Here is a 21,786-nt window from a genome sequence, read left to right as displayed (position 1 = left end):
GTCTGAAAGACTTATGAAATCTGAACTTCTGCTGCAAACCTATGGCTCCGATTCGTCCGGCATTGTGTGCGGCTTCGTCTTTTCGCCCACGCAAGCGGGCCGGCCCATTTCCGCCGACGAAGCGCTCGAATGGCTGCGTGCGCAGCAAAACAGCGCTTCGCATGCGGACGAATTTCTGTGGCTGCATTTCAATCTCGCGCACAGCGCGGCCGAGCGTTGGATGCACGCGCAACTCGATCTGCCCGAGACGTTTTTCGACGCGTTGCGTGAAGGCTCGCATTCCACGCGTATCGAGCAGGCCGACGGTGCATTGCGCGCCGTGGTTAACGACGTGATGTTCAACCTCGAGTTCACGCCGTCCGAGATTGCGACACTCTGGATTTACGCACATCAGCGGATCATCGTGACGGCGCGGCTCAAGCCGCTGCGTTCGGTGGACCGCTTGCGCGCGTCGGTGAAAGAAGGCGAAATCTTCCGCTCGCCAGTCGAGCTGCTGGTTCATCTGATGCGCGATCAGGCGGATCTGCTCGTGCAGATCGTTCGACGCACGAGCGCCGATATCGACCGTATCGAAGACCGTTTTCTCTCGCAGCGGCCCACGCAAAACCGGCTCGATCTGGGCGCCATGCGACGCATGCTGACGCGCTTGCAACGGATGCTCGCGCCGGAGCCGGGCGCGATCTTCCGCCTGCTCGCGAGACCGCCGCGCTGGCTTCATCCGGAAGACGTACAGGATTTGCGCGAGTCGACGGAAGAGTTCTCCGTGGTGCTCTCCGACATGGCCGGGCTGATCGAACGCGTCAGGCTATTGCAAGAAGAGATTATTTCGCGGCTCGAAGAACAGAATAACCGCACGCTGTTTACGCTGACGCTGGTCACGGTTCTCGCGATGCCGATCAAATCGTCGCGGGCTTCTTCGGTATGAACGTGGGCGGCATTCCGTTTGCCGAGAACCATCACGGCTTCTGGGTGTTGGTCGTGCTCGTCGCCTGCTTCACGGGACTGGCGGCATGGTGGGCGTTTCGTCGAAGGAAGGAACGATAGCCGCACACACAGGCCCGCGCCGTTCAATGCGGTTGCTCGATCATCAGATAGCGGATCACCAGCGCGGGATCGGCGATGTCGAGTATGAGGCGGCGCATGATGCGCTTGCGCATGTGATTTTCGTCGAGCATCCACGGCCCGCCGGCATCGCTCAGATAGCGCGCGAGCGCCGCGCGCGTGTCGGTGTTCGAGGGCAGGTTCAGGCGAGCGGCAAGCAGGCCCGCCACCACGTCGTCCAGTTCGAGCGCCAGTGGACGCGAGTCGATAATGAGCGTCAGTTCCATACGTATTCGATCGTTTCGAATCTCACGCAAACCGGCTGCGGCTCATGCAAAAAGCGGCTCCGCCAGCCGCGAACGGACAGCGGAGCCGAACTGGAGCCGTGCCGGACGTGAGCCCGGCAATGGCAGCCGAACCTTCTCCTTTGTACTCTGCTCAGTACTTTGCTTGGTACTCGGCTAGTACTCGAGTTCGGGCGCGTTCGCCGCGGCGGGCTTCTCTTCCTTCGGTGCTTCGGCGACGGTTGCATCCGTCGTGAGAATGAGGCCGGCGACCGACGCCGCGTTTTGCAGCGCCGTGCGCGTCACCTTCGTCGGATCGACGACACCGGCTTCCACGAGGTCGCCGTACTGACCCGTGGCCGCGTCATAACCGAAATTGCCCTTGCCTTCGAGCACCTTCGCGATGACCACCGACGGTTCGTCGCCCGCGTTCGAAGCGATTACGCGCAGCGGCGCTTCGAGCGCGCGCAGCACGATGCGAATACCGGCATCCTGATCGGCGTTGGCGCCCTTCAGGTCCGCGATGGCCGCACGCGCACGCAACAGCGCCACGCCGCCGCCCGGCACGATGCCTTCTTCCACGGCCGCGCGCGTCGCGTGCAACGCATCGTCGACGCGGTCTTTCTTTTCCTTCATCTCGACTTCGGTCGCCGCGCCCACCTTGATGACCGCGACGCCGCCCGCGAGCTTCGCCACGCGTTCCTGCAGTTTCTCGCGGTCGTAGTCGCTGGTGGTCCCGGCGATCTGCGCGCGAATCGCCTTCACGCGCGCCTCGATTTGCTGCTGGTCACCGGCGCCGTCGATGACGATCGTGTCGTCCTTGCGCACTTCCACACGCTTTGCGCTGCCGAGATCTTCGAGCGTCGCTTTCTCGAGCTGCTTGCCGGTTTCTTCGGAGATGACGGTGGCGCCCGTGAGCACCGCGATGTCCTCGAGCATCGCCTTGCGGCGGTCGCCGAATCCAGGCGCCTTGACGGCCGCGACCTTCAGCACCCCGCGCATCGAATTGACGACGAGCGTGGCGAGCGCCTCGCCTTCGACGTCTTCCGCGATGATGAAAAGCGGCTTGCTTGCCTTCGCGGAGGCTTCGAGTATCGGCAGCAAATCGCGGATCGCCGAGATCTTCTTGTCGTACACGAGGATCAGCGGATCGTCGAGATACGCGGCCTGCCTGTCAGGATTGTTGATGAAGTAGGGACTCAGATAGCCGCGATCGAACTGCATGCCCTCGACCACGTCGAGTTCATTGTCGAGCGACTTGCCGTCTTCGACCGTGATCACGCCTTCCTTGCCGACCTTGTCCATTGCATCGGCGATGATCTTGCCGATCGCTTCGTCGGCGTTCGCGGAGATCGACGCCACCTGCGCGATTTCCTTGCTCGTCGAAATACGCTTGGACGTCTTCAGCAATTCGTCCAGCACGGCCGCAACCGCCTTGTCGATGCCGCGCTTCAGGTCCATTGGATTCATGCCTGCGGCGACGTGCTTCATGCCTTCCTGCACGATGGATTGCGCGAGCACGGTCGCGGTCGTGGTGCCGTCGCCGGCCACGTCGGCGGTTTTAGACGCGACCTGCTTCACGACTTGCGCGCCCATGTTCTCGAAGCGGTCCTTCAGTTCGATTTCTTTCGCCACCGACACGCCGTCTTTCGTGATGACCGGCGCGCCGAAGCTGCGCTCGATCACGACGTTGCGGCCTTTGGGGCCGAGCGTCACTTTCACCGCATCGGCCAGCACGTTCACGCCCTTGACGATCCGGTTACGGGCGCTGTCGTGAAACCTGACATCTTTCGCACTCATCTTGTTGCTCCGGGAAAAGTCTTTGAACGTTTATCACGCGGCTTTGCGCTGCGCGGCCGCGTCGGCTTCGAGTACGCCAATCACGTCTTCTTCGCGCATGACGAGCAGTTCCTCGCCGTCGATCTTGACGGTCTGGCCTGCATATTTGCCGAAGAGTACGTGGTCGCCGACCTTGAGTTCGGGAGGACGCCGGGTGCCGTCCTTCAGCAGACGCCCGTCACCGACCGCGATCACCTCGCCCTGTTCGGGCTTTTCGGCGGCGGAGTCCGGAATCACGATGCCGGATGCCGTCGTGCGTTGCCGCTCGATTCGCTTGACGACAACCCGGTCGTAGAGGGGACGAATGTTCATTTCCATCTCCTGTGCGATAACAGATCACCAAAAAGGAATCCGGCTGCGCGCGAACAGCGAGATGGATGACGCCCGCGTTGGGGCGCAGCCGTTGCCAGTGTCCTGGCGGAAAGCGAAATAGGGGTTCGTTGCGGGACTTCAAGAGCGTGTCGAGCGGGCTCTTTGTAACAAAATTTTTCAGCGCGAGTCGCGCGTTTTCGCGCCGGTTTTTCGTCAGGCAACTGTGCAAAAACCGTACTTGAAATTCGTTCGGCGCCGACCTATTTTATTGTCGGCTCAGCAGTCGCGTTGCACGCGCTGCGTGTTTCGATTTGTTTGTCAGTGGATGAATGTCCCTGACGGGCGAACTGGAGCGCGTGGTCCGGTTCGCCCCAGGGCGAAGGAGCAACACCATGAGCGATCTCTTCTCAAGCGCCGGGTTGGCCGGCGATATCGAACGCCTGCAACGGCAGGTCGCGAGTCTCTTCGACGGCTTTCCCACGAGCATTCGCGCCGCGGGTTCAGGCACGTTTCCGGGGATCAATATCGGCAGCACGGACGAGTCCATCGAGATCGTCGCGTTCGCGCCGGGCATCGACCCGGCGAAACTCGATGTATCGATCGACAAGCGTCTGCTGACGATCAGCGGCGAGCGCGAATTCCCGCAGACGGAAGCCGCCGGCGACGACACGCGCACTTATGCGCAGGAGCGTTTTGCCGGCCGGTTCCGGCGCGCGATCGAATTGCCGCAGCATGCGGACCCGGACAAGGCCAGCGCACGTTATGCCGACGGCTGTCTGGTCGTGAGCGTGGCGAAGCGCGAGTCGTCGAAGCCGCGCGCCATTACCGTTCAATGATGTTTTGGGTGAGAACCGAATCGTGAGAACGAATCACAAAGATCGTGAAGTAAGGAGGCAATCATGAGCGACACAACCGAACTTGCGAGAAAAGATGAAGCCACGAGCGAAACGGCGAGCGAAACCGCGGTGACGCGCCGCGACGACGAGCGCGCGCAAAGCCGCGTCACGCTGACGCCGCCCGTCGACGTTTCCGAGGACAGCCAGGGCATTACACTGTGGGCCGATTTGCCGGGTGTGACGAAGGAGCGGTTGAGTGTGAAAGTCCACGATGGCAATCTGTATATCGAGGCCGAGGCGATGGTGCCGACACCGGCCGGGCTGCGTCTGCAGCACGCGGAAATTCGCGAACCGCGTTTTGCGCGGGCGTTTTCGCTCGGCGCCGACTTCGACACGTCGAAGATCGACGCGAATCTGAAGGACGGCGTGTTGAAGTTGACGATTCCGCGTCACGACGAAGCGCGTCCGCGCCGCATCGAAGTGCGGATGAACTGACCCGGCGCATTCGCAACGACGACAGGAGAAACGGGTGGCGGCGTTATGCCGCCACTTCCGCCACTTCCGCCGCTTCCGCCACGTCCGCGATGTTTGCGATGGCATGGCGTCGGCGCTATGGTGAATATGCGGTTCTCGTACCAGACGTAAAGGAGGATGCGATGAACACCGATCCGAAAAAGTGGAACCCTTTCAAGTTTCTTCGCGGCTCGGCGCGCAAGCAGCAAGCGGACAGTGCGCCGGATACGCCGGCGAGCGAGCAGTGGCGTGCCGCGTGGCCCGATATTTCGCGGCTTTTTCCGCGCGATCCGTGGCGTGCGGTCGAGGAGTTTTTCCATGATCCGTTCGCGGGTCGCGGCGCGCTCGAACGATGGTTCGGCGACTTCAGTTCGTCGCGTTTCCAGCCGCGCATCGACGTGGTCGACGAAGGCAAGGTCTTGCGCGTGACCGCCGAGTTGCCAGGCATGGCGCGCGAGGATCTGACCGTGAGTGTCGAGGATGGCGCGCTCGTGTTGCGCGGCGAGAAAAAGCAGGACGTACACAGCGAGGAAGACGGTTGCTACCGGCTCGAGCGTGCATACGGCGCTTTCGTGCGCACGATCCCGATGCCTGAGGAGGCGGATCCGGACCGCGCACTGGCCAAATTCGACAAAGGCGTGCTAACTTTAACTGTGCCGAAGCAGGAGCGGCCGCGAACCGCTAGCCGGACAATCGAGATTGGCTAGCGCGGGCGGCATCGGCTATCGGCTGTTGGCTGTTGGCTGTCTGTTCGCCTTGGCCTGAAAAACGCTCGCGGCGAACGGGCGTGTGGAGAGTGGGTCGTTAGCTCAGCTGGTAGAGCAGCGGACTTTTAATCCGTTGGTCGGCGGTTCGAATCCGCCACGGCCTACCAATCTTTTTTCATGGCGTCCAAAGAAGCCGCGCGCCGCTCCCTATTCCGAGCAACTAGCAACACGATTACGTCCGGTCGCCTTCGCGTTATAGAGCGCCTCATCGGCGGCCTTGATGACCGTTGTCACATCGGCGTCGTGGTCGGGCGACCAGCTTGCGGACCCGATACTGGCGGTCACGCGTCGTATTCGCTGCCTGCATGCTCGATCGCGAGTTCGTTGATCGCGGACCGGATTTTCTCCGCGATAACGGACGCCCCTTGCGGCGGCGTATCCGGCAGAACGACAATGAACTCCTCACCGCCATAGCGGGCCGCAGTGTCGGCCGGTCGCCGGATGTTATCGCCGATGCAGCGCGCGACCGCGGCCAGCGCATCGTCGCCGGCCTGATGGCCGTACGTGTCGTTGTAGGCCTTGAAGCGGTCGATATCCACAAAGAGCAGCGAGAACACGCTATGCGTGCGCCTCGCGCGGCGCCACTCCTGTTCGAGAATCTCCCCAAGCGTGCGCCGGTTATGCAAACCGGTGAGACTGTCCGTTCGCGCGAGCAATTGCAGTTCCGATTCAGCGCGCAGCCGACGCTGCAGTTGTGTGCCCAACACGAACGACAGCGCGACGAATCCCACAGCGAATGCGCTCATCAGCGAGCCGATTGTGAGTGCCCGCCGATGCCACGCCGCGTAGATGTCCGGCTCCGCTTCGGCCACCATGATGATCAACGGCAGGTGCGGGAAGTTGCGGAAGTAGTAGAGCCGACGCACGCCGTCTATCGACGACGTGTCGGAAAAGCTGCCCTCCTCGGCGGTCATGAACTGCCTGAAAGTGCTGGCCTTGCTGATGTCGCGTCCGATCACCTTCGGATCGTAAGGGTGCCGCATGATCATCAGGCCATTGCGGGCGATCAGCGAAATGGCGCCGTGCTGTCCGAGCGACAATCCGCCGAACAGGTCGTGAAAATATTGGAGGTTGATCGCCATCAGCGCGATGCCGGCGAACGAACCGTCCGGGTTCGATATGCGGCGGCTCAATGCGATGCTGGGCGCACCATTGCGCAGACGCGAATGAAACGGTGTGCTGACATACAGGCCGGCGTTGGGGTTGTCGCGCTGCACGACGAAGTAATCGCGGTCGGCAAAGTTGCCGGTGCGCGGCGCGTCGTTCCCCGCGTCGATGATGATCTTGCCCGACGCATCGAACACGAGCATCGAGCCGAGATTTTTTGCGGCGGTGGCGCCGTCGAACAGGATCTGGTTTCGCAGACGGGGCGGCAAGGCCATCACGTCCCGGTTGCCGAGTCCGTCAACCACCGACTGAAGCGAAAGCCCGTACAACTCGAAATTGCGCTCGATGTCACGCTCCGCGATCAGTGCGACGTTGCGCGACGTCTCGCGCGCCCGATCGAGCGCGTCCTGCCGGCTCTGGTACAGCGAAGCGGCGCATAGCGACACCATCACGATGGCGATGAAGAAGCCGCCATAAAAAACGGCACGCGGTCCCAGGTGCCATGCAGCGATGTTTTTGTTGTTACGCAGCGACAGCATGTTCACCTCGTTATTGTTGGGCTCTGGCGCTGACCCGGGAGACGAAAAACAGTGGACCGGTGAATGCCGAACATCGATGCGATTTCCTTGATGCCGGGTTTGCCCTGGTCGGTGAGCCGATCTATTGACTCGGGTCGCGCAGGGGAGAGCGCCGGTTTTACATGTGGGTTCCCCCGCATTCTAGCGGAGCGGTGTGCGACACCCATGCAATGCCGATATCGCCGAAAAAACGCGCCCGGCTAGTTAGCCGTTAAAGTCGGCCGTTGGAATGTCGTTAATGCGGGCATGGATTCCGAACTCCCCTTCATAACCGATGACCTGCTGCACGAACTGTGCGTAGCGATGGCCGCTTTCGACGCGATCGGAAGAGCGAACCCCGCTGACGACGCGGTGCGGCAGTGTGCGGAGCTTCGCGAGGAGGCCGCGATGCTTCTCGCGGCGTTCGGTGACAGGAGTCTTTAGCCGTGGTCCGCGTTGGGGCCACAGTGTGGTGTTGGCAGGAACCCTTGCCATGTGGAATACCGCAGCCGCGCCTCGGTCATTGAAGCGCGGCTGCGTTGACGAAACGCTGAGCGACTTGGAACGTAACGAACCGCTATCGGGAGAACTCGTCCTTAAGCGCCGCATAGATCCTGCGATACCGCGCAAGCCGCTCTTCGATTAAGCCTCGTTGCGCCGCGTCAGGCGCGCATACCTCGATCGTCGCCGGCGATGTACACACCTGCGCGACGCTCTCCTTCGTCACGGCCAGACGCGCAAGCCGCGCGGCGCCCAACGCTCCGCCGACATCGCCGCCCTGGTGACGGCGCATGGCAACGCCCGTCGCGGTTGCACAAAGCTGGGCCCAGAAGCGGCTACGCGAGCCGCCGCCGATGAACGACGCGGTGTCCAGCGTGGTCCCCGCGCCCTGTAGCGCCGCATAACCGTCGGCCATCGCGAAGGCCACGCCTTCCATCACGCTGTACGCGAGGTCGGCGTTCGTGTGAGCGCCGGTGAGTCCCCAGAACACGCCCTTCGCGTTCGCGTCGTTGTGCGGCGTGCGCTCGCCGCTCAGATACGGCAGAAACAGCGGTGCGCCGCGTGCATCGGCGGTTTCGGCCGAGGCCGCAAGCTCGGCGACGTCGGTCTTCAGCACGCCGGACAACCATGAGAGACTCGAAGCCGCCGACAAGATCACGCTCATCTGATGCCAGCGGTCCGGCAAGCAATGGCAGAACGCATGTACCGCCTGCGCGGGATTCGGCGCAAAGCGGTCGGTGCCTGCAAACAGAACGCCCGATGTACCCAACGACAAAAACGCGCTACCGGCTTCGGCGACGCCCATGCCGATCGCACTCGCCGCGTTGTCGCCCGCACCGCCGCACAGCAGCACCGGGTTCGCAATGCCCCATTCGCGCCGCAACGTATCGTTCAACTGTGCCGCTGCGTCGCTGCCCTCGACGAGCCTCGGCATGTGTTCACGCGAAAGCCCGGTGGCGTGAAGCATTCTGTCCGACCAGTCGCGCTTCGCCACGTCGAGCCATAGCGTGCCCGACGCATCCGACATGTCCGAGACGAATTCTCCCGTGAGCCGCCACGCGAGATAGTCTTTCGGCAACAGCACCTTGTGCGCTGCGCGGAACACGGCCGGCTCGTACTTGGACAGCCACAGAAGTTTCGGCGCGGTAAAGCCCGGCATGGCGAGGTTGCCGGTGATCGAACGCGATTCGGGCACCAGCGCTTCGAGTTCCACGCATTCGGCAGCCGCGCGCGTGTCGTTCCAGAGAATCGCTGGACGCAGCACCTGGCCCGCGCGATCGAGCAGCGTCGCGCCATGCATCTGGCCCGACAAGCCAATGCTGCGCAGCGCCGCAAAGCCTGCCGGATTCGACGCACGCACCTGCGCGATGGCATCGAGCGTGGCATGCCACCACGACTGCGGGCTCTGTTCGGACCAGTGAGGATGGAGTTTTTCGACTTCAAGCCGTGCGCTGCCGGTGGCAAGCGTTTGCGATTCGTCGTCGGTGAGCAGTACCTTGACCTCGGATGTCCCAAGGTCGATTCCAAGGAAAGTCAAGAGTGTCGTCCCGGTTGTGGCGGCCGTCGTGTGTTGCCGAGGCAAGACGTCAGGCCGCGATCATGTGTTCGTTGATGTGTTCGTTCACGTGTTCGTTCAGTTGATGCAGCGCGCGAAACTTCGACGGCGGCATCCCCTTCGTCGAAAGAAACTGGCGATTGAAATTCGACAGGTTGTTAAAGCCGACGCGATAGCAGATGTCCGTCACGCTAAGCGTCGAACACATCAGCAGTTCGCACGCCTCGTTGATGCGCAAACGGTTCAGGTACTGCACGAACGTACATCCCGTATGACGGCGGAAAAAGCGAGTGAATGTGCTCACGCTCATGCCGGCGAGTTCCGCAACATCGGCCTCGCGCAAAGTGCCCGGAAGATTCTGCTGAATGTACGACAGCACCTGGTTGATCGTGGACTGCATGTAGCGATGCGCGTTGACGTCGTAGGCGGGCCCTGCGAGCAGGGTGCGCTCGTTGCACGACGACAACCTGTCGAAGATCGACATCAATAGTTCGACGCGGCGGCAGCCGTGCGACGCGGCAAGCTCCATCATCATCGGCGCGATGGCGAGACCCACGGCATCGGGAAACTGGATGCCGCGCGCGGCGTCGTCGACGAGACTGACAATGGGGTGCAATTCATTGAACGCGGCCGCCATGCGTTCGATCGCATCGCGCGAAAATTGCAGCACCACGTCACGCGAGGGCACCGTTTCGCGTTCGCCGATTTCGCTAATCCAGTTGTGCGGCAGATTCGGCCCGGTGATCACGAGATTGCCTGGCGCAAAGTCGCCGATAAAGTCGCCAACAAAGAACTTGCCCGACGACGCGCGTATGACGTGAATCTCGTACTCCGGATGAAAGTGCCACTTCGCCACCGTGTGCGGATAGTCATGCACCCAGGCGCGGAACGACTCGTCGCGCCGCGTGTGCACCAGTTCGAGGTCCGGATTCATCGCGCTTCTCCTTGGCGGCTGTCTCGGGGCCGCGTCTTATTGCGTCAATGTACAGCCGCTCCTTGCACGCCCGTGGTCCGATGCAGCGGATCAACCGGCGATGTCGCTCTCATGTGAGCAACGGGCAAGGACACATTCTGCTCCGTCTGCGCGTCGAAAACGTGCAGGTCGGCTAGTTTGAACTGGAACGTTACCACGCTATCCAGCGCCGGCAATTCACTTGCCGGCACAAGAGCGGCGAGGCGTTCGCCGGCGAATTCAAGCGTGACGAGCGCCTCCGCGCCCAGCAGTTCGATCAGTTCCACTTTGCCGCGCAGCTTGAGCATCGCGATGTCGTCGTCCGCGGAGGCGACCTTCAGATAGTTCGGCCTGATCGCGAGCTTGACCGCCTGGCCCGACTGCAACTTCGCAAAGCGCGGCCCGGCAAGCGTCCAGCGCTGACCTTGCACCTGAACGAAACAGGTGTCGCCGGTGCGTTCAATGGTCCCGGACATGAAGTTCATCGCGGGTGTGCCGATGAAGCCCGCAGCGAACAGCGTATGCGGAAAGTGGTAGAGATCGGACGGTGTGCCGGCCTGCTCGATACGTCCGCCTCGCATCAGGATCACGCGGTCGGCGAGCGTCATCGCTTCGAGCTGGTCGTGCGTCACATACACCGTTGTGGTCTTCAGCCGCTGATGCAAGCGCTTGATGTCGCCGCGCAACTGCGCACGTAGTTTCGCGTCGAGATTGGACAGCGGCTCGTCGAATAAAAACACTTCAGGCGTCTTGATCATGGCCCGTGCGATGGCGGCGCGCTGCTGCTGACCGCCCGACATCGCGCGTGGCTTGCGATCGAGCAAGGCGTCGAGATTCAGCATCGCGGCGACTTCGCGCACGCGGCGGTCGATCTCCGCCGCCGGCACCTTCAGCCGCCGCAAGCCGAACGCGACGTTCTCATACACCGTCATGTGCGGATACAGCGCGTAGTTCTGGAACACCATCGCGACGTTGCGCTCGCGCGCCGGCAGATCGTTCACGACCTTGTCGCCGATCGCCAGGTCGCCGCCGCTGATGCCTTCGAGACCCGCGATCATGCGCAGCATCGTGGACTTGCCGCAACCGGATGGCCCGAGCAGCACGACGAACTCGCCGTCGTCGATTTCCATGTCGAGCGGATGCAGCACCGGCGGTCCGCCGTCATAACGCTTGGTGAGGCCCTTGCAAACGATCTTCGCCATGACTCAGTCCATCTCTATCTGGATCTTCACATCGTGCGGGCGCGCTGCCGCCGCTTCCTCGAATGCCTTCAGGCCGTCGGCGAAAGCGAACTTGCGCGAGATGAACGGCTTCACGTCGATCATGCCCGAGCTGATCAATGCAAGCGCACGCGGAAACACATTCGCGTAACGGAACACCGATTCAAGGCGCGCCTCCTTCGCCTGCATCGCGACGACATCGAGCGGCACGCGGTCCACCGGCATGCCGACGAGCACCGCACAGCCGCCAGGGCACAGCAGATCGAACAGGTCGTCGTAGACGCGCGCGTTGCCGCTCGCCTCGAATACCACATCGGCGCCCCAGTTCGTCGTGACTTCGCGAACCACATCGGAGAGCCGCTGCTCGCGTGCATCGACGGTCGTCACCGCGGGATTGCCGGCGAACAGCGCGAGCTTTTCCTTGATGACGTCGGCGAGAATCACGCGCGACGCGCCGCCTGCGAGCGCGGCGAGCGCGGTCATCGCGCCGATCGTCCCCGCGCCGATGACCACGGCGACATCGCCCGGTTTCATCGAAGCCTTCTTCGCGGCCTGCAGGCCGATCGAGAGCGGCTCGACAATCGCGCCTTCCGCGAAAGACACATTGTCTGGAAGCCGGAACGTGAAAGCGGCAGGATGCACGACATACGGCGTCAAGCAGCCATGAATGGGCGGCGTGGCCCAGAAGCGCACGGCGGGGTCGAGGTTGTACAGGCCGCGCATGGTGGCGGGCGAGTCGAATTGCGGAACGCCCGGTTCCATGCAGACGCGGTCGCCGACATGCAGATGCGTCACCTCGCTGCCGGTTTCGACCACCGTGCCGGATGCTTCGTGGCCGAGGACCATCGGTGCGTCGACCTTGAACGGACCGATACGTCCGTGCGTGTAGTAATGCACGTCGCTTCCGCACACGCCCACCGTATGAATCTTGATCTTGACATCGCGCGGACCGACTTCGAGCGGCAGGTCGATATCGCGCAGCGCGAGTTGCCGTGCTTCTTCGAGTACGAGGGCTTTCAAAAGAGTCTCCTTACTTGCCTTTGAGCATTGAGTTCAACAGCCGGCCGAGTACGCCGACAAAAATAATCGGAGGCAGCGCGAGCAGCACCGTCGACGCGTTGATCACGCCCCACGGCACTTCCTGTCCGAGCGATGTGAACGCGGATGCGACGACCGGCAGCGTCGCGCTTCTCGACGACGTGAGGGCGAGCGCGATCATCAGTTCGTTCCACACCAGCACGAAGCTGAACACGATGCCGCCCATCAGCGTGGTCGCGCTGATCGGCAAGGCGATCCGCCAGAACACCGCGTAGGGGCCGTAGCCGTCGAGCGTGGCGGCCTCTTCCACTTCGCTCGGCAGACGCTGGAAGACCGGAATGGACAGCCATGTGATGGTCGATAGCGTGACGAGCAGATACGTGACCACCATCGACAACTTCGTGTCGTACAGACCGAGGTCGACCCAGATAGCGATCAGCGGAATTGCGACGGCCACAGGCGGCAGGAATCGCAGCGACAGCAGAAAGAACTGGACGTCGCGCTTTCCCGGTACGTGATAGCGAGCGATGACATACGCAGCCGGTACGCCGAGCAGCGCGCCGAGCATGACGGCAAAGCCCACGATAGACAGGCTATTGCCGAGTCCGATCAGCACCTCGGGGCTCGACACGACTTGCCGGTAGTTCTCGAGCGTCGGGGAGAAGATAAAGCGCGGCGTCGGCGTGACGATATCGAGCAGGCTCTTCAACGAATTGAGGAAAGCCCACAACACCGGAAAGACGGCAACGAGCGCGAGCGCCACGCCGAACGACCACGCCGCGCTGCGCGAAATCAGTCTTCCCATTTGTTCACCCGCTTCCAGATGAAAGTGAAGATGAGCGTGGTCGCGACCATCATCAGGACGGCCATACTCGACGCATACGAGACTTTGCCCGACAAGCCGATGCCTTGCGAATACGCATACATGTCCAGCGTTTCCGTGGTGATGCCGGGTCCGCCCTTGGTCATCACATAGACGAGATCGAACGAGCGCAGCGATTCGACCATCTTGATGAACACGAGGCTCATGATCGGCACCTTCAGCATCGGCAGCGCGATGTACGCATAGACCTGCCAGGTGCGCGCATAGTCGAGCCGCGCAGCTTCTAGCGGCTCGGGCGGCAACGTCTCGAGCAGTTTCAATACGACCACCGCGAAAAACAGTCCCCATTGCCAGATATCGACAAGCGCCACCGCATACAACGCAAGATGCGGATCGGACAGAAACGCGGTGTTCTCGACGCCCAGCAAACCGAGAAACCAGCTAAGAATGCCGGTCAGCGGCGAATACATGAACTTCCAGATGAAGGCCGCCGACACGCGCGGCAGCAGTACCGGCACGATCAGCAATAACGAAATCACGGCGCGCATGCGGCCATGCACCTGCTCGAACAGATAGATGGCGATGACCACGCCCACCACGACCGCGCCGAGCACGGTGACGATTTCCCAGATCGCCGACACTTCGATGGCGTTGACAAAGCGCCTGTCCGAAAACAGGCGCGCGAAATTGCGCAGCCACACGTAGTCGCTATCGGCGTAGCGCAGCACGCGGTTCTTCAACGCGAGATTGATGGCCGCGATGGTAGGAACGAGACCGAGGACCGCCATCACGGCAAGAGGCGGTCCAAGGAACACGAACGGAAGGCTGGTTTTGCCCCGATTGAACATTGACGTCTCCAACAGCGTGGCGTCGGCGTTACTTCTTCGCGCCGTGTTGCATCGCGTCCTCGGCATACTGAACGGCGTCGTTGAGGCTTGCCTGAGCGTCCGGTTGCGTGCCCGTGAATACTTCTTCGAGCGCGATGCCCAGGTTGTCGCCGATGTCCGGCCATTGCGGACTCGACCAGATCGTGACCTTCGTCACCGGATTCGTGTCGTTCAGTCCGGCGAGGATCTGCGGCTTCACATGCTTCTGGAAGTAATCGCTTTTGATCGTGCTCGTGCGGTTGTAGTCGCTAAAGACGTTCTCGCGCAGGCGCGCCTGCTCCTGGTCCTTGCCCGTCGCCCATGCAATGAACTTGCCGGCGGCCTGGCGCGTGCATTCGTCTTTCGCGCCGACAGACGAAATCGCGAGACCGTGACCATAGGCAGCGGAGGGCAACGGTGCGGGCGGCCTGACGTAGCCGACTTTATCGGCCACGCTGGATTTCGTGGGGTCTTCCATCCAGTCGGCGAACGGCGTCGATTCGATCATGAAGGCGACCTTGCCGGAACGGAACGCTTCGAGCGCATTGCTCCAGTCGTAGGTCGCCGCGCCGGGAGGCGCATATTTGAAGAGATCGCGATAGAGCAGCGTGGCTTTCACCGCGGCCGGCGAATTGAAGTCCGGCGCCTGGTTCTTGCCGGTCCATGTGCCGCCCTCGGCGAGCATGAAGGGCGCCCAGCGCCACACGTTCATGCCCGAGCCGCGTTGACCGCGTGCGACCCAGCCGTACATGTTCGGCGGTGCATTGAGCTTCTTGATGGCCGCGACGAGTTCGTCGAGCGTCTTCGGCACGGGTATATGCGCTTTCTCGAGAATGTCGCGCCGATAAAACAGAAAGTCGCCGCCGCCGATGAGCGGAGCGAAATACGCGACGTTCTTATAGCTTGCCACCGCGCGGCGGCCGGGCAGAAAGTCGTCGTAGTCGGCGTCTTTCGGGTAGTACTTGAGAAGCGGCACGACCCAGCCCGCCGATGCGAACTCGGCGACGTTCGCCTCGTCGATGTAGTAGATCTGATAGGAACCGGCACCCGTCGACGCGTCGAGCCGCGATTTCGAACGACGGTCGTTCTCGCCGAAGTAATTGATTTCAATCCGGGTGCCGCTGCGCTTCTGATAATCGGGCAGCGACTTTTCCATGACCGTGAGGCCCAGGCTCTTTTGCGCGAGCACCTTGAGCACGGGAACGTTGCAGGTCTGGGCCGCCGCCAGCAGGGGAAAGCCTGCGCCCAGCACGGTGCAGGCCGTCAAGAATCGAATCGGTTTCATGCTCGTCTCCGCATTTTGGAATGTTCTTGTCATCGCCATACGGGCGCTGCGGTTGGCAGCAGAGCAGACGTACGGTGACGAGAACTGTAGTAGTCGCGGTCGAGTGCGGGCCACTGCAAAAGGTCGAAGGCGCTGATACTTTTTGCTCGCGCGTTGGATGCGGCGCACAAAATGTGTCAGTGATGGCGGCGCGCGCGTGCCAGTATCTGGGCGATACGTTCCGATACGTCGCCGACACACACCAGATACATTCCGCGCTTCTAATGTCTATACGGCGCAAGCGTAGCCAGTTGCAGTGATCGTTCTAAAAAACCAAAACGTTGTTCTCTCCAACCTCAAAAGGATCAATCATGAAACTTCGACATCTCGTTGTGAGCAGCGGCCTCGCGTTAGCTGCGGCAGCATTCGCATACACGCCGGCATTCGCCGCAGACGCCGTGGCTGCGGCATCGGGCAGCAGCGTGTCCGCCAGCAGCGTGTCACCCAGCAACCCGGCGCCGAGCAAGAAATCAGTTCGGGCAGCTAATCGTACATTTTCGAAGACAGTCCAGAAAGCCCTGTTCCGGACCAAGGGTCTTGAAGACACAACCATCGCCGTGTTCGGCAATGCAAAGACGGGTCATGTGACGCTGGCCGGACAGATCGAGAGCGACGATCAGGAGGGTCTGGCAGTGGACGCCGCGAAGAAAGTACAAGGCGTGACCTCGGTCAGCAGCAAACTGACGCTGCGCGAGCAAGGCGGAGGCTGAACGAACACAGCCTTTGGATTCAGCGTATGGGTTTCCGGCGCGCCGGCCGTTTCACCGGCGCGAACATCGGCATGCGTTCCTCGATCCATTTCAATAGTTCCAGCGGCCCGGCGGCAAGCGGCCGGTCCGCTTTGACCAGCACTCTCGCCTGCGCGCTCTCGAATAGCGGATGAGCGACCGCAACCGTGGTGAGTTCCTCACTTCCGAGTTCGCGGTACGCGGCAAATTCTCCGACCAGCGTCATGAAATTCTCCGCGGTGACGAAGCGCTTTAGCGCGCTCAACGAGTTCGTGACGAGCGTTGGGCGGATCGACACGTTCGCGGCCACCTGCGCCATCGAAACGACATGGCCGATGCCGAACGTGGACGGCATCAGCGCAAGCGGATACGCCTGCAAGTCATCGAGACTCGCCGGGCCGCCCCGTTTCGCTAATGGATGGTCCTTTCTGAGTAACAGCACGACCGGCTGCGCCGAACTCGCGCGATACGCGATGCGCGCGTGCGGCGGCGGGTTATAGGCGAGCCCGATATGAGCGCGATTCTCCGCGACCTCGTCGAGCAACGCGTCCACCGCCAGCATCGTCATGCTGACTTCGAGACCGGGATAGCGCGTGCAGAACGGCGCCAGCACATCGTCCACAAAGATATCGACAAAGCCTTCGCTGACGGCCAGTTGAATTTGCCCGGTGCGCAGACCTTTTAGCGCGTGCAACTGGTCTTCGAGCTTCTCCTGTTGCGAGCGATAGCCGCGCCAGAATTCGAGCAGATGCATCGCGGCTTCGGTCGGCTTCACGCCGCGCGCCTGTCGCTCGAACAGCACGGCGCCAAGTTCGTCTTCGAGCAATTTGATCTGCCGCGTAATGACCGACGGCGACGTGTTGATGTGCTCGGCCGCGCCGCGAACGGTGCCATGAGTCAGCACTTCATGGAAATAGCGCAGACGCTGCTGGTTGATTTCTCGCATTTCACCGCTCCTCACGCCGCATTGGCGTTTTCATGGCGATCGCCGTTGCGTTGCTTAAAAGGCAACGATACGTGAACTTAGTTGCTCTTGCTAGCCGACTTTTGCGCTGCCACCATCGACTCAACCCCTGCGACGGGCCAGTGAGACATTCGGAGACAACCATGTCAGCAATTCATCCATCGGCCGCCGGCGATCCCGCCGCCGCGCTGTACAGCAAGCTCAACTGGCGGCTCCTGCCGTTTCTGATGACCTGCTACATGTTTGCGTATCTGGATCGCGTGAACGTCGGTTTTGCGAAGTTGCAGATGCAGACCGACCTCGGTTTCTCCGACGCCGCGTATGGCGTGGGCGCGGGCATCTTCTTCATCGGCTACGTGCTGTTCGAACTGCCGAGCAACCTGATGCTGCCGAAGGTCGGCGCGCGCAAGACCTTCAGCCGCATTCTGGTGCTGTGGGGCATCACATCCGCGTGCATGCTGTTCGTGCGCAGCGTGCCGGCGTTTTACGCGATGCGCTTTCTGCTCGGCGTATTCGAAGCGGGCTTTGCGCCGGGCATGATCTATTACCTGTCGTGCTGGTATGGACCGGCGCGTATGGCGCGAGCCATTGCGCTCGTGTTCGTCGCGGGACCGCTGGGCGGCATTGTCGGCGGCCCGGTGTCGGCGTGGCTGATGACGAATCTCGCCGGCGTCGGCGGCCTCGCGGGCTGGCAGTGGATGTTTCTCGTCGAAGGCTTGCCGTGCATCGTGCTCGGCCTGCTGACGCTGCGCGTGATCTCCGATCGACCCGCCGAAGCACGCTGGCTCAACGAACGTGAAAGAGCCTTGCTCGACGGCGAAACCGCGCCGACCCAGCATCGCGCGGATTCGTTCAAGGCGGTGCTGAAAAGCCCGCGCGTGTATGTGCTTGCGCTGGCTTACTTCAGCGTCATTTTTCCGATCTACGCGATCAGCTTCTGGCTGCCGACGTTGCTCAAGGAGCAGGGCGTGAAAGACACGCTACGGCTAGGCTGGTACACGGCAATTCCTTATGTGGCCGCGGCCGTCTGCATGTATCTCGCCGGCCGCAGTTCCGACCGGCTCGGCGAGCGACGCTATCACTTCGCGATTCCCGCACTGGGCGCCGCGGTCTTCCTGATCGCAGCGATCCTTGCCGACGGCAATCTGCCGCTTACGCTTGTCGCGCTGACGCTCGGCACCGCTTGCCTGTGGATGGCCTACACGGTGTTCTGGGCGATCCCGTCGCAACTCGTCGAAGGAACGGCGGCGGCGGGCGGAATCGCGCTCATCAATACGGTCGGATTGTCGGGTGGTTTCTGGGGCCCGGCAGTTGTCGGCTGGACGAAGGCGGGGACCGGAAGCATGCATGCGGGACTCTTCGTCATGGCTTGCGCGGCCGCGCTGGCCGCCGTTCTCATCCTCAAGGGCAAGCTGACGCTCAAGCAGGAATAGCTGCTTCGAAGCTGTATTTGCTCAGATCTCTAACGACATGACAAATAGGCATCCGAATTAATTCGTGGATGCACCCGAGTGCGTTCGCGCACGAGTCAAACATAGCAAGGTGACTTCAATGAAAATCCTGATCGCCGGTTTCCAGCACGAAACCAATACCTTTGCGCCGACCAAGGCATCGTACGAGAGTTTCGTTCAAGGCGAGGGATTCCCGCCGATGGTGCGCGGCGCCAGCGTGCTCAATCTGCGCGACGTCAACGTGCCGATCGGCGGTTTCATCAAGGTCATGGAAGCGAATGGCCGCGAGTTGAAGCCGGTGATCTGGGCCGGCGCGAGCGCGTCGGCGCATGTCACCACCGACGCCTTCGAGCGGATCGGCGGCGAGATTATCGCGGCGGTCGAACAAGGCGGCTTCGATGCGATCTATCTCGACCTGCACGGCGCGATGGTGACCGAGCAACACGACGATGGCGAGGGCGAGTTGCTCGAGCGCGTGCGGCGGATCGTCGGCGAGCGGATGCCGGTGGTCGTGTCGCTCGATCTGCATGCGAACGTCACCGCGCGCATGTTCGCTCACGCGAGCGCGCTCGTCGCGTATCGCACGTATCCGCACGTCGACATGGCGGAAACCGGCGAGCGCGCCGCGCGCATTCTCGAAGACCTGATGCGCGAGCGGCGGCCGTTGCATCGCGCGGTGCGCCGCGTTCCTTTCCTGATTCCGGTGAACGGCATGTGCACGCTCGTCGAGCCCGCGAACGACATGTATCGCATGCTCGCCGACCTGGAAAAACGGCCGGTAGTCTCGGTGTCGTTCGCGCCGGGTTTCCCGGCGGCGGATTTCCCCGAGTGCGGCCCGACGATCTGGGCCTATTCGTTCGACGAAGAAGCAGCCGCGCAAGCCGCCGATGCGTTGTTCGCGAAGATCGTCGGCGAGGAAGCGCGCTGGGACGTGCCCTTTCTCTCGCCCGACGAAGCCGCGCTCGAGGCGATCCGCCTGAGCGCGTCCGCAACGCGCCCGGTCATCATCGCGGATACGCAGGACAACCCCGGCGTGGGCGGCGATTCGAACACCATGGGCATGGTGCGTGCGCTGTTGCGCCACGGTGCGACCGATGCGGCCGTGGGCGTGATCTGGGACGCGCAAGCCGCGGCGGCGGCGCATCGTGCGGGTGTCGGCGCGAAGATTGCGCTGCGGCTCGGCGGCGGTTCCGGTGTGGAAGGCGACTCGCCGCTCGAAGCCGAATTCGAAGTCGAGCACTTGTCGGACGGGCGCTTCCGCTTCGACGGCCCGATGCTGAACGGCATGGAAGGGGAATTGGGACCGGTCGCCTGCTTGCGGATAGAAGGCGTGCGCATTGCCGTGAGCTCCGTGAAGATGCAGATCTTCGATCGCAATCTGTTCCGCGTGGCGGGCATCGAGCCGGAGCAAATGAAGATTCTCGTCAACAAGAGTTCGGTGCATTTTCGCGCGGATTTCGAAGCGATCGCCGAGGCGATTCTCGTCGCCAAAGCGCCTGGCCCGATGGCCGCCGATCCGGCCGATCTGCCGTGGGAACATCTCGCCCCGGACATGCGCGTGCGGCCGCTCGGACCGTCGTTCAGCGAGTTGAATACGGTAGCCGGCTGATTCGATTCGCAGAGGTTTTTGTATCGCAGTGTATCCACGCCGTGTCGAGATAAACGCCGTTGCATTAAACGGCTTTGCGAAAACATTGCAGATACGTCGGCGGGGTTAAATGTCTACACGCAAGGTTGATTCGCAACACTGCGCCGGATTCGGGTGACACGCTAGCTCGCAGCTTCCTGCTGCCGCGTGTTTCAACCGAACCTCGACCTTTATATGCCGTCTTTATCTGGAGAAAGCTCATGAAACTCGTTCAATCCCTTCTCGTTGCAGCACTCGTTGCCGTTCCTGCCGTCTCGTTCGCTCAATCGACTCACGCATTGACGCGTGCCGATGTGCGCGCGGAACTCGTCCAGTTGCAGAAGGCCGGCTACAACCCGGCCAGCGACAACACGCAATATCCGAGCAACATCGAAGCGGCCGAAGCACGCATTGCCGCGCAGAACGGCTCGGCATCCGCCGCATATGGCGGCGTCGAGCAAAGCCGTTCGGCGGCGGGTTCGCACTCGTCGGTGAACCACGTGTCGACTTCGCAGCAAGACGTGGTCGGTCTCGGCCCGATCTACGCGCATTCGTGATTCACGCGACGGCGCGCTTAACCGGGCGTAAAGCGCGCGTCGTCAACTCTCTCGTCGGAAGAAAAACAAATGACAAGACTTCTCAAGAAATTCGCCGGTGCCGCGCTGTTGCTCGGCGGCCTGTTTGCGCTGCAGGCTGCGCACGCCGCGCCGCCGCAGGATCTGAAGGGCAAGAACGTCGTGCTCGTGCACGGTGCGTTCGCCGACGGTTCCAGTTGGGACAAAGTGATTCCGCTACTCGAAGCGCGAGGGGCGCACGTGGTCGCGGTGCAAAATCCGCTGAGCTCGTTGGCCGACGATGTAGCGGCGACCAAACGCGTGATCGAGCAGCAGGACGGACCTGTGGTGCTGGTCGGCCATTCGTGGGCAGGCGTGGTAATCAGTGAAGCAGGCAACGAAGAGAAGGTCAAAAACCTCGTCTATGTCGCCGCGTTCGCGCCGGACAGCGGTCAGTCCATCGACGACATCACCAAAGGAAAGCCGGCGCCCGTGTGGGCCGGCGAGTTGCAGAAAGACTCGGCCGGCTATCTGACTCTGTCGACGAAAGCCGTTCTCGAGGATTTCGCGCAGGACGTGCCTTTGCCGCAACGCCGTGTGATCGCGGCGACGCAAGGTCCGTGGGCCTCGGCCTGTATCGGCGAGAAGGTCACGAAAGCGGCGTGGCACGACAAGCCGTCGTATTTCGTCGTGACCGGGCAGGACCGCATGATTGACCCGCATCTGCAACAGGCGATGGCGAAGAACATCGGCGCGCACGTCACGATGGCTAATGCAAGCCACGTCGTAATGGTCAGTCAGCCGAAGCTGGTCGCCGACACGATCATCGCGGCAGCGAAAGCGGCGCAATAGCGGCAGGCAGGCTTGCAAGCCGTGTACATACAAACGTCAGCTTAATGGAGTTGTTCGGGCGCCCGCATGTCGGGG

20 protein-coding genes, 1 tRNA gene and 2 pseudogenes are annotated in these 21,786 nt (G+C 62.0%); 10 read left to right on the top strand and 13 right to left on the bottom strand.

Annotated features, from left to right (window positions below; translation table 11 throughout):
* The first annotated feature begins 13 nt into the window (after positions 1-13).
* Positions 14-1,044: pseudogene (locus BGRAMDRAFT_RS03055) on the top strand (transporter).
* Between the two features lie 23 nt (positions 1,045-1,067).
* Here the strand turns inward: BGRAMDRAFT_RS03055 and BGRAMDRAFT_RS03050 are convergent.
* From BGRAMDRAFT_RS03050 to BGRAMDRAFT_RS03040, 3 genes are all read right to left on the bottom strand, one after another.
* The gene (locus BGRAMDRAFT_RS03050; protein ID WP_006047185.1) at positions 1,068-1,328 is read right to left on the bottom strand and encodes a hypothetical protein; all 261 of its coding nucleotides are present in this window, start codon (positions 1,326-1,328) and stop codon (positions 1,068-1,070) included.
* A gap of 174 nt (positions 1,329-1,502) precedes the next feature.
* The gene (gene groL / locus BGRAMDRAFT_RS03045; protein WP_006047184.1) at positions 1,503-3,125 is read right to left on the bottom strand and encodes a chaperonin GroEL; all 1,623 of its coding nucleotides are present in this window, start codon (positions 3,123-3,125) and stop codon (positions 1,503-1,505) included.
* Between the two features lie 33 nt (positions 3,126-3,158).
* Positions 3,159-3,476 carry a co-chaperone GroES gene (locus BGRAMDRAFT_RS03040; RefSeq protein WP_006047183.1) on the bottom strand — a complete coding sequence of 106 codons (318 nt, stop codon included), beginning with the start codon at positions 3,474-3,476 and terminating at the stop codon, positions 3,159-3,161.
* A gap of 392 nt (positions 3,477-3,868) precedes the next feature.
* Here BGRAMDRAFT_RS03040 and BGRAMDRAFT_RS03035 point away from each other — a divergent pair, with 392 nt between their 5' ends.
* The 4 genes from BGRAMDRAFT_RS03035 (at position 3,869) to BGRAMDRAFT_RS03020 (ending at position 5,699) form a co-directional block, all read left to right on the top strand.
* Positions 3,869-4,312 (top strand): Hsp20/alpha crystallin family protein, encoded by a 444-nt coding sequence (locus tag BGRAMDRAFT_RS03035; protein ID WP_006047182.1) that lies wholly within the window; start codon positions 3,869-3,871, stop codon positions 4,310-4,312.
* A 63-nt stretch (positions 4,313-4,375) separates the two neighbouring features.
* Entirely contained in the window at positions 4,376-4,807 is a 432-nt protein-coding gene (locus BGRAMDRAFT_RS03030; RefSeq protein WP_006047181.1) for an Hsp20/alpha crystallin family protein, read from the top strand.
* Between the two features lie 161 nt (positions 4,808-4,968).
* Positions 4,969-5,532 carry an Hsp20/alpha crystallin family protein gene (locus tag BGRAMDRAFT_RS03025; RefSeq protein WP_006047180.1) on the top strand — a complete coding sequence of 188 codons (564 nt, stop codon included), beginning with the start codon at positions 4,969-4,971 and terminating at the stop codon, positions 5,530-5,532.
* Between the two features lie 91 nt (positions 5,533-5,623).
* A tRNA-Lys gene (locus tag BGRAMDRAFT_RS03020) sits at positions 5,624-5,699 on the top strand.
* A 40-nt stretch (positions 5,700-5,739) separates the two neighbouring features.
* On the opposite strand, the pseudogene BGRAMDRAFT_RS03015 reads toward BGRAMDRAFT_RS03020, so the two are convergent.
* The 9 genes and pseudogenes from BGRAMDRAFT_RS03015 to BGRAMDRAFT_RS02980 form a co-directional block, all read right to left on the bottom strand.
* A pseudogene (locus BGRAMDRAFT_RS03015) lies at positions 5,740-7,238 on the bottom strand (sensor domain-containing diguanylate cyclase).
* Positions 7,239-7,481: 243 nt separating this feature from the next.
* Complete coding sequence (locus BGRAMDRAFT_RS34375; protein WP_006047178.1) at positions 7,482-7,751, bottom strand: hypothetical protein; 270 nt, start codon at positions 7,749-7,751, stop codon at positions 7,482-7,484.
* 82 nt (positions 7,752-7,833) lie between these two features.
* A complete protein-coding gene (gene xylB, locus BGRAMDRAFT_RS03010) occupies positions 7,834-9,294 on the bottom strand; it encodes a xylulokinase (RefSeq protein WP_006047177.1) in 1,461 nt (486 codons plus the stop codon).
* 49 nt (positions 9,295-9,343) lie between these two features.
* Positions 9,344-10,246: an AraC family transcriptional regulator gene (locus BGRAMDRAFT_RS03005; RefSeq protein ID WP_006047176.1), complete on the bottom strand. Its 903-nt coding sequence runs from the start codon at positions 10,244-10,246 to the stop codon at positions 9,344-9,346.
* Between the two features lie 44 nt (positions 10,247-10,290).
* A complete protein-coding gene (locus BGRAMDRAFT_RS03000; RefSeq protein WP_006047175.1) occupies positions 10,291-11,466 on the bottom strand; it encodes an ABC transporter ATP-binding protein in 1,176 nt (391 codons plus the stop codon).
* Positions 11,467-11,469: 3 nt separating this feature from the next.
* Complete coding sequence (locus tag BGRAMDRAFT_RS02995) at positions 11,470-12,504, bottom strand: NAD(P)-dependent alcohol dehydrogenase (RefSeq protein WP_006047174.1); 1,035 nt, start codon at positions 12,502-12,504, stop codon at positions 11,470-11,472.
* A gap of 10 nt (positions 12,505-12,514) precedes the next feature.
* Positions 12,515-13,327: a carbohydrate ABC transporter permease gene (locus BGRAMDRAFT_RS02990; RefSeq protein ID WP_006047173.1), complete on the bottom strand. Its 813-nt coding sequence runs from the start codon at positions 13,325-13,327 to the stop codon at positions 12,515-12,517.
* Positions 13,315-14,193 (bottom strand): carbohydrate ABC transporter permease, encoded by an 879-nt coding sequence (locus BGRAMDRAFT_RS02985; RefSeq protein WP_006047172.1) that lies wholly within the window; start codon positions 14,191-14,193, stop codon positions 13,315-13,317. Before BGRAMDRAFT_RS02985 ends, BGRAMDRAFT_RS02990 begins: the two co-directional genes overlap by 13 nt.
* Before the next feature lie 28 nt (positions 14,194-14,221).
* On the bottom strand, positions 14,222-15,496 hold the full coding sequence (locus BGRAMDRAFT_RS02980; RefSeq protein ID WP_006047171.1) for an ABC transporter substrate-binding protein: 1,275 nt from the start codon (positions 15,494-15,496) through the stop codon (positions 14,222-14,224).
* A 350-nt stretch (positions 15,497-15,846) separates the two neighbouring features.
* Between BGRAMDRAFT_RS02980 and BGRAMDRAFT_RS02975 the strand changes: the two genes are divergently transcribed.
* Positions 15,847-16,245, top strand: coding sequence for a BON domain-containing protein (locus BGRAMDRAFT_RS02975; protein ID WP_006047170.1), 399 nt, complete (start codon positions 15,847-15,849; stop codon positions 16,243-16,245).
* Between the two features lie 19 nt (positions 16,246-16,264).
* Here the strand turns inward: BGRAMDRAFT_RS02975 and BGRAMDRAFT_RS02970 are convergent, their stop codons facing one another.
* Positions 16,265-17,209: a LysR family transcriptional regulator gene (locus BGRAMDRAFT_RS02970; RefSeq protein WP_006047169.1), complete on the bottom strand. Its 945-nt coding sequence runs from the start codon at positions 17,207-17,209 to the stop codon at positions 16,265-16,267.
* 161 nt (positions 17,210-17,370) lie between these two features.
* Between BGRAMDRAFT_RS02970 and BGRAMDRAFT_RS02965 the strand changes: the two genes are divergently transcribed.
* The 4 genes from BGRAMDRAFT_RS02965 to BGRAMDRAFT_RS02950 all read left to right on the top strand — a co-directional run bounded on the left by BGRAMDRAFT_RS02965 (position 17,371) and on the right by BGRAMDRAFT_RS02950 (position 21,711).
* Positions 17,371-18,660: an MFS transporter gene (locus tag BGRAMDRAFT_RS02965; RefSeq protein ID WP_006047168.1), complete on the top strand. Its 1,290-nt coding sequence runs from the start codon at positions 17,371-17,373 to the stop codon at positions 18,658-18,660.
* A 118-nt stretch (positions 18,661-18,778) separates the two neighbouring features.
* Positions 18,779-20,287, top strand: coding sequence for a M81 family metallopeptidase (locus tag BGRAMDRAFT_RS02960; protein WP_006047167.1), 1,509 nt, complete (start codon positions 18,779-18,781; stop codon positions 20,285-20,287).
* A gap of 239 nt (positions 20,288-20,526) precedes the next feature.
* Positions 20,527-20,862 (top strand): DUF4148 domain-containing protein, encoded by a 336-nt coding sequence (locus tag BGRAMDRAFT_RS02955; RefSeq protein WP_006047166.1) that lies wholly within the window; start codon positions 20,527-20,529, stop codon positions 20,860-20,862.
* A 69-nt stretch (positions 20,863-20,931) separates the two neighbouring features.
* Entirely contained in the window at positions 20,932-21,711 is a 780-nt protein-coding gene (locus BGRAMDRAFT_RS02950) for an alpha/beta fold hydrolase (RefSeq protein ID WP_006047165.1), read from the top strand.
* The last annotated feature ends 75 nt before the right edge of the window (positions 21,712-21,786 follow it).

The sequence above is a fragment of the Paraburkholderia graminis C4D1M genome, assembly GCF_000172415.1.
Taxonomy (GTDB): domain Bacteria; phylum Pseudomonadota; class Gammaproteobacteria; order Burkholderiales; family Burkholderiaceae; genus Paraburkholderia; species Paraburkholderia graminis.
This window is presented reverse-complemented; position numbering and strand designations above follow the sequence as displayed.

Coding starts and splice junctions, on each gene's coding strand:
- BGRAMDRAFT_RS03050 (WP_006047185.1), bottom strand. CDS start 1,328: ATGGAACTGACGCTCATTATCGACTCGCGTCCACTGGCGCTCGAACTG.
- groL (WP_006047184.1), bottom strand. CDS start 3,125: ATGAGTGCGAAAGATGTCAGGTTTCACGACAGCGCCCGTAACCGGATC.
- BGRAMDRAFT_RS03040 (WP_006047183.1), bottom strand. CDS start 3,476: ATGAACATTCGTCCCCTCTACGACCGGGTTGTCGTCAAGCGAATCGAG.
- BGRAMDRAFT_RS03035 (WP_006047182.1), top strand. CDS start 3,869: ATGAGCGATCTCTTCTCAAGCGCCGGGTTGGCCGGCGATATCGAACGC.
- BGRAMDRAFT_RS03030 (WP_006047181.1), top strand. CDS start 4,376: ATGAGCGACACAACCGAACTTGCGAGAAAAGATGAAGCCACGAGCGAA.
- BGRAMDRAFT_RS03025 (WP_006047180.1), top strand. CDS start 4,969: ATGAACACCGATCCGAAAAAGTGGAACCCTTTCAAGTTTCTTCGCGGC.
- BGRAMDRAFT_RS34375 (WP_006047178.1), bottom strand. CDS start 7,751: ATGGCAAGGGTTCCTGCCAACACCACACTGTGGCCCCAACGCGGACCA.
- BGRAMDRAFT_RS03005 (WP_006047176.1), bottom strand. CDS start 10,246: ATGAATCCGGACCTCGAACTGGTGCACACGCGGCGCGACGAGTCGTTC.
- BGRAMDRAFT_RS03000 (WP_006047175.1), bottom strand. CDS start 11,466: ATGGCGAAGATCGTTTGCAAGGGCCTCACCAAGCGTTATGACGGCGGA.
- BGRAMDRAFT_RS02990 (WP_006047173.1), bottom strand. CDS start 13,327: ATGGGAAGACTGATTTCGCGCAGCGCGGCGTGGTCGTTCGGCGTGGCG.
- BGRAMDRAFT_RS02985 (WP_006047172.1), bottom strand. CDS start 14,193: ATGTTCAATCGGGGCAAAACCAGCCTTCCGTTCGTGTTCCTTGGACCG.
- BGRAMDRAFT_RS02980 (WP_006047171.1), bottom strand. CDS start 15,496: ATGAAACCGATTCGATTCTTGACGGCCTGCACCGTGCTGGGCGCAGGC.
- BGRAMDRAFT_RS02975 (WP_006047170.1), top strand. CDS start 15,847: ATGAAACTTCGACATCTCGTTGTGAGCAGCGGCCTCGCGTTAGCTGCG.
- BGRAMDRAFT_RS02970 (WP_006047169.1), bottom strand. CDS start 17,209: ATGCGAGAAATCAACCAGCAGCGTCTGCGCTATTTCCATGAAGTGCTG.
- BGRAMDRAFT_RS02965 (WP_006047168.1), top strand. CDS start 17,371: ATGTCAGCAATTCATCCATCGGCCGCCGGCGATCCCGCCGCCGCGCTG.
- BGRAMDRAFT_RS02960 (WP_006047167.1), top strand. CDS start 18,779: ATGAAAATCCTGATCGCCGGTTTCCAGCACGAAACCAATACCTTTGCG.
- BGRAMDRAFT_RS02955 (WP_006047166.1), top strand. CDS start 20,527: ATGAAACTCGTTCAATCCCTTCTCGTTGCAGCACTCGTTGCCGTTCCT.
- BGRAMDRAFT_RS02950 (WP_006047165.1), top strand. CDS start 20,932: ATGACAAGACTTCTCAAGAAATTCGCCGGTGCCGCGCTGTTGCTCGGC.